This window comes from Klebsiella sp. 141240 (genome assembly GCF_050600805.1).
GTDB lineage: Bacteria > Pseudomonadota > Gammaproteobacteria > Enterobacterales > Enterobacteriaceae > Klebsiella > Klebsiella aerogenes.
In genome coordinates this window covers 60885-74165 of the sequence record NZ_JAQIRK010000014.1, presented here as the reverse complement: position 1 = coordinate 74165, position 13281 = coordinate 60885, and the positions used below count along the sequence as shown (strand labels likewise).

Annotated in this window: 13 protein-coding genes; 3 read left to right on the top strand and 10 right to left on the bottom strand. The window is 59.3% G+C overall.

The features are described from left to right. Window positions 1-300, bottom strand: a complete 300-nt coding sequence (locus tag PGQ95_RS20680; RefSeq protein WP_045395188.1) for an ArsR/SmtB family transcription factor — start codon at window positions 298-300, stop codon at window positions 1-3. Window positions 301-378: 78 nt separating this feature from the next. After that, window positions 379-984: an FMN-dependent NADH-azoreductase gene (locus PGQ95_RS20675; protein ID WP_087858673.1), complete on the bottom strand. Its 606-nt coding sequence runs from the start codon at window positions 982-984 to the stop codon at window positions 379-381. A gap of 102 nt (window positions 985-1086) precedes the next feature. Here PGQ95_RS20675 and PGQ95_RS20670 point away from each other — a divergent pair, with 102 nt between their 5' ends. Next, window positions 1087-2025, top strand: a complete 939-nt coding sequence (locus PGQ95_RS20670) for a LysR family transcriptional regulator (protein WP_087858672.1) — start codon at window positions 1087-1089, stop codon at window positions 2023-2025. 59 nt (window positions 2026-2084) lie between these two features. Continuing rightward, window positions 2085-2681 carry an undecaprenyl-diphosphatase gene (locus tag PGQ95_RS20665; protein ID WP_087858671.1) on the top strand — a complete coding sequence of 199 codons (597 nt, stop codon included), beginning with the start codon at window positions 2085-2087 and terminating at the stop codon, window positions 2679-2681. Here PGQ95_RS20665 and PGQ95_RS20660 read toward each other — a convergent pair whose 3' ends face one another. Continuing rightward, a complete protein-coding gene (locus PGQ95_RS20660; protein WP_316424860.1) occupies window positions 2682-4463 on the bottom strand; it encodes a sigma-54-dependent Fis family transcriptional regulator in 1782 nt (593 codons plus the stop codon). A gap of 265 nt (window positions 4464-4728) precedes the next feature. Here PGQ95_RS20660 and exaC point away from each other — a divergent pair, with 265 nt between their 5' ends. Beyond that, window positions 4729-6249, top strand: a complete 1521-nt coding sequence (exaC, locus tag PGQ95_RS20655) for an acetaldehyde dehydrogenase ExaC (protein WP_015703226.1) — start codon at window positions 4729-4731, stop codon at window positions 6247-6249. Window positions 6250-6318: 69 nt separating this feature from the next. Here exaC and PGQ95_RS20650 read toward each other — a convergent pair whose 3' ends face one another. From PGQ95_RS20650 to PGQ95_RS20620, 7 genes are read right to left on the bottom strand one after another with little or no spacing between them, the layout of a single operon-like run. Further along, a complete protein-coding gene (locus PGQ95_RS20650; protein ID WP_015370095.1) occupies window positions 6319-7263 on the bottom strand; it encodes an oligopeptide/dipeptide ABC transporter ATP-binding protein in 945 nt (314 codons plus the stop codon). Next, entirely contained in the window at window positions 7256-8245 is a 990-nt protein-coding gene (locus PGQ95_RS20645; RefSeq protein WP_430919193.1) for an ABC transporter ATP-binding protein, read from the bottom strand. Before PGQ95_RS20645 ends, PGQ95_RS20650 begins: the two co-directional genes overlap by 8 nt. Continuing rightward, entirely contained in the window at window positions 8245-9138 is an 894-nt protein-coding gene (gene ddpC / locus PGQ95_RS20640; protein ID WP_372584999.1) for a D,D-dipeptide ABC transporter permease, read from the bottom strand. Before ddpC ends, PGQ95_RS20645 begins: the two co-directional genes overlap by 1 nt. After that, window positions 9139-10158, bottom strand: a complete 1020-nt coding sequence (locus PGQ95_RS20635; RefSeq protein ID WP_015370098.1) for an ABC transporter permease — start codon at window positions 10156-10158, stop codon at window positions 9139-9141. A gap of 60 nt (window positions 10159-10218) precedes the next feature. Further along, window positions 10219-11781 carry an ABC transporter substrate-binding protein gene (locus PGQ95_RS20630; protein WP_113374610.1) on the bottom strand — a complete coding sequence of 521 codons (1563 nt, stop codon included), beginning with the start codon at window positions 11779-11781 and terminating at the stop codon, window positions 10219-10221. Next, on the bottom strand, window positions 11778-12359 hold the full coding sequence (gene ddpX, locus PGQ95_RS20625) for a D-alanyl-D-alanine dipeptidase (RefSeq protein WP_113374609.1): 582 nt from the start codon (window positions 12357-12359) through the stop codon (window positions 11778-11780). Before ddpX ends, PGQ95_RS20630 begins: the two co-directional genes overlap by 4 nt. Window positions 12360-12370: 11 nt before the next feature. Beyond that, on the bottom strand, window positions 12371-13237 hold the full coding sequence (locus PGQ95_RS20620) for a MurR/RpiR family transcriptional regulator (protein WP_087858664.1): 867 nt from the start codon (window positions 13235-13237) through the stop codon (window positions 12371-12373). Window positions 13238-13281: the final 44 nt, after the last annotated feature.

The following is a 13281-nucleotide window of genomic DNA, read 5'->3' as shown; positions in this document are numbered from 1 at the left end:
TTACGGGCAGTAAATGGTTTTCAGCGTGGCGATGACCTGCTGAACGGCGGGATGGGTAATGAAATAGCGCAGGCGCTGCGCATCACGTTCGCTGTCGATAAGCCCCTCATCGCGCATCCGCGCGAGATGTTGAGAGGTAGCGGAAGGGCTCAGGCCGGTGATTTGCGCCAGTTCTCCCGCGGTTGTACGCGGGGCTTCGCAAAGCATGCACAGAATCAGTAGCCGGTGGGGATTACTCATCGCTTTCAGCAGGACAGCGGCTTCCCCGGCGCTGGCCTGCAGTTGTTGTGCTGTGGTCATTTTATTTTAGTCTTTTCTAAATTTAGATTATTCTAAAATAAAAGCAGACCCTTTACCAGCCCGCAGAAGCAGCGGATCTCACGCCAGCTGAGCGGCCCTGGCAATATGCTGGCGGGCGTGGGCGATGCCCGCGTCGCGGCCGTGCGGGCGAATATCCATCCCTTCAGCATAGATAAATTCGACGTCGCTAATCCCCATCAATCCCAGCACCGCGCGCAGGTAAGGGGTGACCGCATCGCTGGGTTGCCCGTCATGGACGCCGCCGCGCGAACTAATAACCACCGCACGCACGCCTTCAACCAGCCCCTGCGGCCAGGTCTCGGTATAGCGGAAGGTTTCCCGCGCTCGCGCCACCAGATCGAACCAGTTTTTGAGATCGGTTGGCACGTTGAGGTTATACATCGGTGCGCCGATCACTAGCAGATCGCTAGCCTTTAACTCGGCGATGAGTGAATCAGAGAGGGCAACTCCTTGCTGGATCGCCGGGCGCGTATCTTGCGCGCCGCGCAGCGCGGCAAACAGCGCGCCATCGAGTTTCGGCAAGGCGAGGGTGGTCAGATCGTGTTCGACAACCGAGTCCTGATGGCCGGCTTCGCGGCGAATCTGCATATATTCATCTATTAGCTGGTTAGTTAGCGACGCCGGGCCGTTGATGCTGGATTTTAAAATCAATACGTTACTCATGACGGACTCCTCATAAAGTTGATGGTCCGCAGGGTAACACTGTCTTTTTTTCTCCAGTAGTGACATTATTTTTTATAATTGTATCTACTCAGGAACCAATCAATGCGCAGTGACTTGAACGCGATCCCGGTGTTTGTCGCCGTCGTCGAATGCGGTAACTTTGCGCAAGCCGCAGAGAAGCTAAACGTGACGCGATCCGCCGTCGGCAAGACGATTTCCCGGCTGGAGCAGCGGCTCGGCGTCGCGTTGTTCCAGCGCACTACTCGCCGGCAGGCGTTGACCGAAGAAGGCGAGGTTTTTTATCTACAATCCCGCCGGGCGCTGGATAACCTGCGTGATGCGGAAAATGAAATACAGCGTGGAAAAACCCAGGTACAAGGGCGACTGCGAATCAGCCTGCCTGTGCTGTTTGGCCAGCGCTGCGTGGCGCCGATCTTGTTTCCTCTTAGCCAACGTTATCCTGAGCTTAAGCTCGAGCTGTCGTTTAGCGACCGCCAGGTCAATCTGTTTGAAGAAGGATTCGATATGGCGATACGGATCGGCGCGTTGAGCGACTCCAGCTTTCTTAAGGCCCGGCGTTTAGGCCAGCATGGCATGATTCTCTGCGCATCGCCGTTATATCTACGACATCGGCCAGCGCCGCAGGCGCCGGAAGAACTACACGGGCATCTTACCATTGGCTATCTCTACGCCGGGCAGATGCAGAAATGGCATCTGCGCGATGCGCAGGGAGCGGCGATCGCGTTCCGCCCGCAGCCCGGGCTGGCAATGGATGATTTCGCCGCCATCGCCGCGGCGGCGAAAAGCGGACTGGGAATCGCCTGGCTGCCGGATTGGCTGGCGGCAGACGAGATAGCGCGGGGAGAACTTCAGCAAATATTGCCGTCGTCCGTCAGCGGCAGTTTTGCGATTAGCGCCGTCTGGCCGGAAGCGGCATGGGTACCGCAGAAAATTCGCGTAGTGGTAGATGAACTGCTGGCGCGGCTGCCGCAGCAGTTAGCTGGTGGAGAAAACCAGGAGGATTCTTCAGCGCCAGGTTAATCCTGGCTTAAGGTATCCCGGCGATAATGACAGCATGATGACTGTGACGAGAACTCGCCATGAACCTGTTAGAAACGTTTAACCAGAGCGCCTTCCTCGCGCTGAATGCCGGGCCTGGTACGCCGGACAGCCTATTGCTGCTGGCGCGATTCTCCGCCAGCTGGATTATCCTTTTAGTCCCGGCGATATTGCTCGGATTATGGTTCCTCGGCGGTCGTCAGGGACATCGACAGGCGCTGTTTTGCGCCATGACGATTTTGATAGCGTTAGGGCTTGGGTTTGCCTGCGGAACGCTGTGGTTCCATCCGCGGCCGTTTATGATCCCGCTGGGCCATACCTGGATAAGCCACCCGGCGGATAACTCTTTCCCAAGCGATCACGGCACCGTGATGTTCAGCGCCGCTTTCGCGCTGCTATCATTACGCCTGCGCGGCATGGGGCTGCTGGTGCTGGCGGCGGCGCTGCCGGTGGCGTGGGCGCGTATTTTTCTCGGCGTCCATTTCCCGCTGGATATGCTGGGCGCTGCGTTGATTTCAGCACTGGGCGTCTGCGTGGCGAAAGTGGTCTGGCAACGGCTGGGGCAGACGCTAGTGGCCTTGTGCGAAGCGCTGAGTCGCCGTCTCTTCTCCTGGCTGCCGGCGCGCTTTACGCCGTAGTCACTTCCTTTGTACGCGCGCGGCCCGCCGATACAGCGTGCTGCGCGCGACGCCTAACGCCTGCGCCGCTTTACTCACGTTGCCGTTAAAGCTGGCCAGCGTATCGGCAATCAGCTTTGCATCATGTTGTTGAAGCCCGCCTGGAGCGCTGGTTTGCGGCGCGCTTTGATACTCCTCCGGCAGCGCCGCGACGCCCAGGCATTCGCCATCGTCCGCCAGCGCCAACAGAACTTTGAGCAGGCTTTGCAACTGACGCACGTTACCCGGCCAACGGCATAATGTCAGTTGATTAATCAGGGCATCGGAGAGAGTGATATGGCGTTCTGCCGCGCCAAGCGAGCGCCACAGCGCTGGAATAAACTGCTTGAGTTCAGGCCATTGGCGTAGCGGCGGGATGGTAAAAGCATACTCGCGCAGGCGATAGAGCAGGTCTTCGCGAAATGCGCCTTCGGCGACGCGCTGCGCGAGATGACGGTGGGTGGCGCAAATCAAGGCGAAGTTCACCGGCGCGCTGCGATTCCCGCCCAGCGGCATGACCTCTTTTTCCTGCAGCACCCGCAGCAGACGGGTTTGCAGAGCCAGCGGCATATCGCCGATTTCATCGAGAAACAGCACCCCGCCATCGGCTTCGCGAATTTTGCCGATATAGCCGTTTTTATTCGCGCCGGTAAAAGCGCCCGCCTGATAACCGAAAAGCTCCGATTCAATCAGCGATTCGGGGATGGCCGCGCAGTTGATGGCGACGAATTTACCGCTGCGCCAGCGGCTATGTGCATGTAGTTCGCGGCTGAGGAACTCTTTACCGCAGCCGGTTTCTCCTTCGATACACAGCGCGATACCGGCATTGAGCAGGCGGACCATTTTCTCGCCTTCGCCGGACGGGCAAAACGGCAGGTTAAGCGCTGGTTGCGCGGGGACAGCGACGCTGGTGCAGGTTGGCGCACGCAGGCGGTAGTAGTAGCCACGTTGCTGGAAGGTCATCGGCAGCGGCACGCTAACCGCCGTTTGCGTCAGGCGGGGGAACAACTGCTGGAAGGTCATTTGCCCTATCTGACCGGACTGCAGGCCCAGTTCGCGAATGGCCAGCCGATTGGCCGCGGTCAGCAGGTTATCGGAGAAGACCAGCAGCAGCTCTTCGGCGCTATCGAGCTTCTGCACCCGCGAGTGCAGGCTCATTAACCACTGCTGCGGATGCAGGCTCTGTTTCACCCACAGATATTCAATCTGTTTGGCCGCCTCTTTAATCCACGCCAGAGAGTGGGGATGCGGGATATGCGCCGGGCCGGAAATATCCAGCGCCCCGGCAATCTGGCCATCGGGGCTCTGTAGGGGGACCGCCGCGCAGTACAAATCCTGATTACGGGTTAAATAGTGTTGGCGGCCTTCGACTTCACAGCTGTCATCAATCGCCAGCGCGGTACCGATAGCGTTGGTGCCGCGACCGCTTTCGCTCCAGATATTGCCAGGCTCCAGCGCGAAGCTCTGCGCTTTTTTCATTGCCGCGCTATTGCCGAAGGTTTGGAGCACCAGCCCGCTGGCATCGGAAAGAATCACTACCGATTGCAGCCCGGCAGCACGTTGCGCCAGCGGCGTCGCCACCGGTTGCGCCAGCCGTTGCAGGCTGCGGTTGCTTTCCAGCACGTCGGCCAGTTCGCCGCCGCGCAGGCGCGGAAACTCGTCGCTCGTTGGCTGCAGGCCGTAGCGCTGGCTGCGTTGCCAGGAGTCGCTCAGCAGGGCGCTTGACTGCGTCTCGGCGGTGATAGTGAACGGATTTCCTTGCACGGCGCACCTCGTGGTCGGCTGGGTTGTGTTGCAATATTGTAGCTATTTGGTTTTCTTGGTGTTGCGATTCGCAACACAGAAGCGGGATCTTGTGCGACAAAGAGGACGCGAATCGGCAGAGGGATATATGTAATTATTTGGAAGTTATGAATTTTATGTGAAGTACGCAAAATTGGCATAACCCCTGCTACAGGAGAAAGCGTGCAGCGGACAATAGCAAAAACCACTACGCCGCTGCGCCTTAACCCTACAGAAGGAGATTGCAATGCGTTATGTCCATCCTGGCAAACCGGGCGCTTTGGTTTCATTCAAATCGGCCTACGGCAACTTCATAGACGGTAAATTCGTCGAGCCGTTAAGCGGCGAATATTTCATGAATACTTCTCCCGTCGATGGGAGCAACATTGCGCAGTTTCCCCGTTCCGACGCCAAAGATATCGATTTGGCCCTTGATGCGGCACACCGGGCGGCGGACGCTTGGGGGCGAACCTCGGTACAGCAGCGTTCTCATCTTCTGCTGCAGGTCGCTGACCGCATTCAGGAGAACCTCGAGTATCTGGCGGTAGCGGAGAGCTGGGATAACGGCAAACCGATCCGCGAAACCCTGAACGCCGACCTGCCGCTGGCGGTCGATCATTTCCGCTATTTCGCCGGCTGTCTGCGCGCGCAGGAAGGCAGTACCGCCGAAATTGACGACACCACCGTGGCTTATCATTTCCACGAACCGTTGGGCGTGGTCGGACAAATTATTCCGTGGAACTTCCCGCTGCTGATGGCGGCATGGAAACTGGCGCCCGCGCTGGCGGCAGGCAACTGCGTGGTCTTAAAACCGGCGGAGCAGACGCCGCTGAGTATTACTTTGCTGATGGAAATCATCGGCGATCTCTTCCCGGCAGGGGTGTTGAACGTGGTGCAGGGCTTTGGCAAAGAGGCCGGCGAAGCGCTGGCGACGAGCAAGCGGATCGCTAAAATCGCTTTTACCGGTTCGACGCCAGTAGGCCGTCATATTATGGCCTGCGCGGCAGAGAATATTATTCCCTGCACCGTTGAGCTGGGCGGCAAATCGCCGAATATCTATTTCGCCGACGTGATGGATGGCGAGGAGGAGTTTATTGAGAAGGCGGTGGAAGGGCTGGTACTGGGCTTCTTCAATCAGGGGGAAGTTTGTACTTGTCCATCGCGCGCGTTGATCCACGAATCGATCTATGAGCCGTTTATGGAGCGGGTTATGGCGAAAGTGATGCAGATCCGTCGCGGCGATCCGTTTGATACCGAAACGATGATCGGCGCTCAGGCGTCACGTCAGCAGTTCGATAAGATCCTGTCGTATATCAAGATCGCTCGTGATGAAGGCGGGCAGATCCTCACCGGCGGCGATCGGGCGAGCATTACCGCCGAGCTGGATAGCGGCTTCTATATTCAGCCGACGCTGATTAAAGGGCACAACGAGATGCGCAGCTTCCAGGAGGAGATCTTTGGCCCGGTCATCGGCGTGACTACCTTTAAGGACGAGGCGGAGGCGCTGGCTATCGCGAACCAGACGCAGTTTGGTTTAGGGGCCGGGGTATGGACGCGGGATACCAACCTGGCGTACCGCATGGGGCGTGGCATCAAGGCCGGTCGAGTGTGGACCAACTGCTATCACGTTTATCCGGCGCATGCCGCGTTTGGCGGCTATAAGCAGTCCGGCGTCGGGCGAGAAACCCACAAAATGGCGCTGGAAGCCTATCAACAGACCAAAAACCTGCTGGTGAGCTACGGCACCGCGCCGTTGGGGCTGTTCTGATTCATTTATAACGGCTAACCCGGGGGCGGCGTAACCGCCTTCCCCGGGCTACAGGACTGGCGACCGGTCTCATCTTATTGTTTGCGCTTTCCAGCAGCGGACCTGCGCGCCATTCGCTTGTGCCTCCAGCGGCTGCGGCCGTTCGCAGCCCTGGCTGGCGTAAGGACAGCGTTCCCGAAAGTAGCAGCCCGTCGGCAGCCGGCGGTTACCCGGTAGTTCGGTATTGCGCACACCTTCGCCTAATGGCGAACCGATGCGCGGTACCGACTCCATCAATAGCCGGGTATAAGGATGCGCGGGATTATCCAGTACCTGCCGGGCCTCCCCCATCTCAACGATTTGCCCGAGATACATCACCGCCACCCGATCGCTCATATGGCGTATCACCGAGACGTTATGCGAAATCAGCACGTAGGTGAGATTCTGCCGCTGCTGCAGTTCGACCAGTAGATTAAGGATCTGCGCCTGCACCGAGATATCCAGCGCCGAAGTCGGCTCATCGAGCACGATTATCTCCGGCTGTGACGAGAGCGCGCGGGCGATGGCGATACGCTGGCGCTGGCCGCCGGAAAAAGCGTGCGGCAGCCGATCGAGATATTCGCTACGGATCCCCACCTGTAGCGCCAGCTGCTCGGCGAGATCGCGACGCGCCTTTTCAGGCATGCGCGATTGGATCCACACCGGTTCGGTGATGGTGCGCCAGACCGGTAGCCGCGGATCCAGCGATGAGAGCGGATCCTGAAACACCATCTGCATGCGTCCGCTCTGGTTTTCGCCGCGCGCCGGCGCGCGGGTGAAGTGGCCGGAAGAGGGCTTTAACATGCCCATCAGCAGCTTCGCCAGGGTGCTTTTCCCACAGCCGGATTCGCCAACGATTCCTAAGGTTTCGCCGCGCCTGGCCGTCATATCCAGTCCATTTAGCGCATAGACGCGTTCGATGACTTTCCCGCGCCAGTTTTTCTGCGCGGCAAAGGTCAGGTGCACATCATTGAGGGTTAATAGCGTTTCAGACATGGGCGTTCTCCCGTTGCGGGTACCAGCAGGCAGCCTGTCTATCGGCGGCGCTATCATGAGTCTGCAGCGTGGGGGTGATACCGCAGGCTTCACCCGCGGCGAAGCAGCGTTCGCGGAAGGCGCAGCCGGCGGGAAGACGCGCCAGATTCGGCACGGTGCCGGGAATGGAACGTAGCGGCATGCGCGGTTCTCCCTTATCAGGAGCGCTGTTTAACAGGCCAATAGAGTAGGGATGCTGCGGCTGCTGCAGTACTTCTCCGGTGTTGCCGCTTTCAATGACCGCGCCGGCGTACATGACGTACAGCCGATCGCACACCTGAGAGACCACTGCCATATCGTGGCTGATAAACAGCACCGCCGTGCCGGTCGCCCGGGCCTTTTGCTTCAGCAGGCGCAGTACCTGACGCTGCACGGTGACGTCCAGCGCGGTGGTCGGTTCGTCGGCAATCAGCAGGTCGGGCTCGCAGGAGAAGGCGATAGCGATCATCACCCGCTGGCGCATGCCGCCGGAGAGTTCGAAGGGATAGCGCTTGAGCACGCTTTGCGGATCGGCAATTTGCATATCCGCCAGTAGTTCGACGGCGCGGGCGCGCGCTTCACGCAACGACATGGAACGGTGCTGGCGGATGACGTCTACCATCTGCTTACCGATGCGTCGGGTGGGGTTAAGCGCGGTCATCGGCTCCTGAAAAATCATCGCGACCTTGCTGCCGCGAATATCGCGTAGCGTTTTTTCCGTCAGGTTGAGCATATCGTGGCCCATCAGGGTGATAGCGCCGCTATGAATATGATAGCTGCCGGCGGGAAGCAGTCGCATCGCCAGCATCGCGGTCACCGATTTACCAGAACCCGACTCGCCCACCACGCCGACGATTTCACCGCGATCGATGTGCAGCGAGATATTATTCAGCACGTTGACCTGGCCCTGATAGACCGGGAAACTCAGGCGAACGTTATCGATAGTTAAGACCCGATTTTCCATTAGTTGCGCCCTCCGGCTTTGGGATCCAGTAGATCCTGGATGCCATCGCCAAACAGGTTAAAGCCGACGGCGGTGATCAGGATCGCCGCGCCGGGGAAGGCGCAGTACCACCACTGATCGAGCACGTAGTTGCGGCCGTTAGCGACCATCGCGCCCCATTCCGCGGTGGGCTGCTGGGCGCCGAGGCCAATAAAACCGAGCGTGGCGGCCATCAGGATCGCGCTGCCGATATCCAGCGAGGCCTGCACCACCAGCGGCGGCAGGGCGTTACGCAGAATATGCCAGCTGATCAGATGCCAGCGCGAGGCGCCAAACGTCACCGAGGCCTCGACGAAAGTATGCTGACGCACGACCAGCGTCTGGCCGCGGGCCAGCCGCACGTAAAATGGAATACGCACGATGGCGATCGCCAGCATCGCGTTGAAAAGGCTCGGACCTAACGCCGCCGCCAGCGCCATGGTCAGCACCAGAGACGGAATCGACAGCATAATGTCCATCAGACGCATAATCAGCGCGTCGCTGCGCCCGCCAAGCACCCCGGAGAGACAGCCCAGCAGCGAGCCGCTGATCCCGGCGATCAATACCACCGCCAGCCCGGCGGCTACCGACTGCTGGCTGCCGATCAGCACGCGGCTGAACAGATCGCGGCCGACCTCGTCGGTACCAAACCAGTGAGCGAACGACGGCGCCTGCAGACGCGCGGCAAGGTTGATAGCGTTAGGATCGTGCGGCGTCAGCCACGGCGAGAAGATCATTAAAAACAGCATGATCAGCATGATCGCCGCGCCAATTAGCGTTAGAGGACTTTGGCGGATCAACCACCAACGACGCTTCCAGTGGCCGCTTTTTTCAGCCTTTGGCCGTGGAAGCGGTTGTTCCTGAGTCATCATCACTTAGCTTTCTCCCCGACCCATGCGCGGGTCGATCCATAAATAGAGCAGGTCGACTACCAGATTGACCAGTACGTAAGCAAAGGAGACCACGATGGCGAAGCCCATCACGGCGGGGAAATCGAGCGCCTGAATCGAAGACACCACGTAGGCGCCCATCCCCGGCCAGGCGAACACCGTTTCCGTGAGCACCGCGCCGTACAGCAGATCGCCCAGCGCCAGCCCGAGCACGGTGATGGAGGGGATCAGCGCGTTGGGTAGCGCATAGCGCACCACAATGGTGAATTTCGGCAGGCCGCTGGCCAACGCGGTCCGAATGTAATCCTCATTGAGCTGTTCGAGCATCGCCGAGCGGATCTGCCGGGCGACGATGCCAAGATGAACGAAGGCAAGGGTGGCCGCCGGCAAAATGAGGTGCTGCAGGGCATTGAAGAAGACCTCGATATTGCCTTCCAGTAGTGAATCCAGCAGATAAAAGCCGCTGACACGGGTGGGCGGATCGAACCAGTCATCGAGCCTGCCGCTGCCGGGTAGCCAATCGAGCTTGCCGTAAAACAAGACGATCACTCCGAGACCGAGCCAGAACGCCGGGGTTGAAATGCCGGTCAGCGCCATCAGGCGCACCAGGTGATCGGTCCAGCGATTGCGGTATACCGCCGACAGCACGCCGAGCGGGATACCGACCAGCAGGGCAATCAGCAGCGCGCAAAAGGCCAGCTCCAGCGTCGCCGGGAAGAAGGTTTTCAAATCTTCCAGGACCGGGCGGCCGGTGCGAATCGAGGTGCCGAGATCGCCGTGGAGCAGGGCGTCAACGTAGCGGGCAAACTGCTGCCAGAGCGGTAAATCCAGCCCCAGCTGCTGGCGAATATGGCGGACGATTTCATCGCTGGCGCGATCGCCCGCCAGCAGCCGCGCCGGGTCGCCGGGAATCAGGTGCGAAATAATAAACGTAATCACGCAGACGCCGGCGACGACTAAAATCAGCCCCCAACAGCGCTGTCGTATTAAACCCCAGAAACTCATGATGGCGCTCCTCGGCCGGGCCTGCGACGGCCCGACCCGACAAGATGGAGAGACGGCCCGCTACTTGTGCATGTCGGCGATATTGTAAATCTGCTCAAGCATCGGGTTGAAAACGAAGCCTTTCACCTCTTTGTTCATGGCGACCTGATAGTTTTTCTGGAACAGGTAGACGTAGGCGGCGTCATCAATGACGGTCTTTTGCGCCTGCTGATAATCTTTGGTTCGCGCCGCCTGATCGGTGGTGGCGACCGCCTGTTTCAATAACGCATCAACCTGCGGGTTGTCGTAGAATGCGCGGTTTCCCGGCAGCCCTTTTTTGTCCGACTCGAACCAGTAGTTCATAAACATATAGGGATCGGCGAAGTCCGGGCTCCAGTTACCGATAGCGATGTCGTAATCACCTTTACCCACGCGCTCGCGCATGGTGGCGTTGGCCAGTTTCTCCAGCTTGACCTGGATACCCAGCGCCTGCAGGTTGGCCTGAGTGGAGAGCGCAATCGGCTCCCAGTTCGGATCGTTATCGGAGTAGAGGAACGTCAGCGTTTTCGGCTTATCCGCCACCTTATCCAGCGCCGCTTTGGCTTTGTCGGGATCTAATGAATACTGCATGGCGCTGGCGTCGTAGCCCCACATGCCATCGGGGATCGGCCCGCGCATCTGCTTACCGTTACCGCCAAGAATGCCGTCGACCATGCCTTTATAGTCCGTTGCCCACGACACCGCGCGGCGCAGATCCGCCTGGTTCATCGGCGCTTTGCTGTTGTTGAGATACAGGTAGGTGACGCGCAGCGCCGGGTAGTCGTAGACCGCGACCTTGTCCTCTTTCTTCAATGCCGCAAACTGATCGACCGGCAGGGCGTCGGCGATATCCAAATCGCCCTTGGTCAACTGCAGACGACGGGCGGCGCTTTCGCCGATGATTTTCACCGTGACGCGCTTAAAGGCCGGCTTGTTGCCGCTGAAGTGCGGGTTGGGCACCAGCACCAACTGTTGCCCTTTCTGCCAGCGCTGCAGGCTATACGCGCCGGAGCCCGCGGTGTGCTCGGCCAGATAGGCGCGGGCGTCATCGGCGGCGTTGGCTTTCAGCACCGCCGGGTTAATGATGGAGGCGCCGTCATTGGCGAGGGTATGCAGGAACGGCGCGAAAGATTCCGGCAGCGTGAAGCGAACGGTGGCCGGATCGACGGCATCCACCTTCAGCCCGCTGGGAAACGCCTCCGATGGCCCCTGTTTAATGCGCATTAGCCGTTCGAAAGAGAGTTTGACCGCCTCTGCCGTCACCGGCGAGCCGTCGTCAAACTGCGCGCCTTTGCGCAGAGTGAAGGTCCAGGTTTTGCCGTCGTCGGAGGCCTGCCAGTTTTCGGCGAGATCGCCTTCGACATCGGTTGAACCTTTGCCATTATCGGTTTTGTATTTGACCAGCCGCTGATAGGCCGGGTAGGTCACCGTCCAGTCGTTGTTATCGATGGTGACGGCCGGGTCGAGCGTTTGCGGGTCGGCGGCTTTGCCTATCACCAGCATATCTTTCGGCACCGCGGCAAAGGCGGAGGGGACAGCGGCGCAGAGCGCGGCGGCTAACAGTAACGGGCGAAAACCTACGGATGCTGGGCGAGTCATGTTCATGGTGAAACTCCGTCAATCTGAGCGGGGGAGAAACAGGCGAAAACATCATCGAGTAGCGGATAACCGGCCGCGTCCGGTAGTTCGAAGTGCCACCATTCCGTGGTAATACCTTTAAATCCGCCGCCGAACATAATGGCGTTCAGCAACAGGCGATTGCGCTGGGCCTCCTGCGCTACCGCCGGGTGGTAGGGATGAGAGCGATCGTCCATTTCGTCAAAGGCGGTGCCCATGTCGAGTAGGTTGTTGTGGTCATCGAGTAGCGTTACGTCGATGGCGGTGCCGCGGCTGTGGTTGGAGCCGATATTGGCCGGTACGACATAATCCTGGTTCGGGCAGGCATTCCACAGCAGTTGCTGGGCGCGCTGTGGACGATAGGCGTCAAGCACCAGCAGGCGATAGCCCGCCAGCGCGGCGATGGCGATAGATTTCTCCAGCGCGGCGGCCGCGTCGGGGTGCAGCAGGCAGCGGGCTTCGCGATAAATCGGTTGGCCGGTAATGTTATCTGCGGTGGCGTATTTCAGGTCGACAGGCAGCGTGGGAAAACGCGCGGCGATATCCACCAGGGAAAGATGGCTCATCGAAAATTTCCTTAACGTTCAAACTGACCAAATTCCTGCTGCAGCGCGCGGTTCGCGGCAAGGCGGCTGGAGAGGCTCGGCCCCAGCCGTTCCACCACCGCGGAGAGCAGCAGATTAAAAAGACAACCGATCGGCGCCAGTGAATCCCAGAAGTGGCCGGTATCGGTTTTCACCTGTAATAAATCAACCGGATAGTCGCGTGCCCATGGGCACCAGATATCGGTGACCAGCGCGGTGGCAACCCCGCGCTCGCAGGCGACCCGGCAAAACTGGCGCGCGGCGACGGAGTAAGCGCGGGTATCGGTCAGCACCACATAGGGGCGCTGGTATTCAGAATTTAATGATTCCAGCCAGCTACCGGAGCTGCCGTCGGCGTAGGTCACGCGCGGGCGCAGGTATTCCAGATGGCTGAAGAACGTGTTGGCGATGCCGCGGGTCGACTGAATGCCAATGATGATAACCGCGTCGGCTTCGGCGATGCGTTGACTGACGCGGGCGAAGATCGGTTCCTGCGCCAGTTGATAGACATAGCGAATGGCATCCAGCTCCATCTGCAACGACAGGCTGGCGCGATCCGGCTGCGCCTGCTGCTGTGACCAGGAGTCAAGCCGGTCAATCACTCCCCATTGGCGGTAGGGCGTTGAAGCGGGCTCCTTCAGGCTGTGCTTCACGTCATCGAGATTACGATAGCCCAGCTTGCGCAGATAGCGGCCTACGGTTATCCCGCTGGTGCCGGTGGCCTGCGCAATGCTGTCGGCGGTCTCAAACGGGATATGCTCCCGATGGCTTAACAACCAACTGCCAATACGCTTTTCGCTCGGCGTGAGCTGGCTGAAAGTGGATTCAATAATGTGAAACAAGCCGTTGCTATCGTTCATCTCTGCCCTTAATGATAGTTCGCTCTCATTTAACAGAATTCTGA

Excerpts from the sequence above, each read along its gene's own strand:
- PGQ95_RS20650 (WP_015370095.1), bottom strand. The coding sequence starts at position 7,263 with ATGTCTGAAACGCTATTAACCCTCAATGATGTGCACCTGACCTTTGCC.
- ddpX (WP_113374609.1), bottom strand. The coding sequence starts at position 12,359 with ATGAGCCATCTTTCCCTGGTGGATATCGCCGCGCGTTTTCCCACGCTG.
- PGQ95_RS20630 (WP_113374610.1), bottom strand. The coding sequence starts at position 11,781 with ATGAACATGACTCGCCCAGCATCCGTAGGTTTTCGCCCGTTACTGTTA.
- PGQ95_RS20680 (WP_045395188.1), bottom strand. The coding sequence starts at position 300 with ATGACCACAGCACAACAACTGCAGGCCAGCGCCGGGGAAGCCGCTGTC.
- PGQ95_RS20645 (WP_430919193.1), bottom strand. The coding sequence starts at position 8,245 with ATGGAAAATCGGGTCTTAACTATCGATAACGTTCGCCTGAGTTTCCCG.
- PGQ95_RS20620 (WP_087858664.1), bottom strand. The coding sequence starts at position 13,237 with ATGAACGATAGCAACGGCTTGTTTCACATTATTGAATCCACTTTCAGC.
- PGQ95_RS20665 (WP_087858671.1), top strand. The coding sequence starts at position 2,085 with ATGAACCTGTTAGAAACGTTTAACCAGAGCGCCTTCCTCGCGCTGAAT.
- PGQ95_RS20635 (WP_015370098.1), bottom strand. The coding sequence starts at position 10,158 with ATGAGTTTCTGGGGTTTAATACGACAGCGCTGTTGGGGGCTGATTTTA.
- PGQ95_RS20675 (WP_087858673.1), bottom strand. The coding sequence starts at position 984 with ATGAGTAACGTATTGATTTTAAAATCCAGCATCAACGGCCCGGCGTCG.
- PGQ95_RS20670 (WP_087858672.1), top strand. The coding sequence starts at position 1,087 with ATGCGCAGTGACTTGAACGCGATCCCGGTGTTTGTCGCCGTCGTCGAA.
- exaC (WP_015703226.1), top strand. The coding sequence starts at position 4,729 with ATGCGTTATGTCCATCCTGGCAAACCGGGCGCTTTGGTTTCATTCAAA.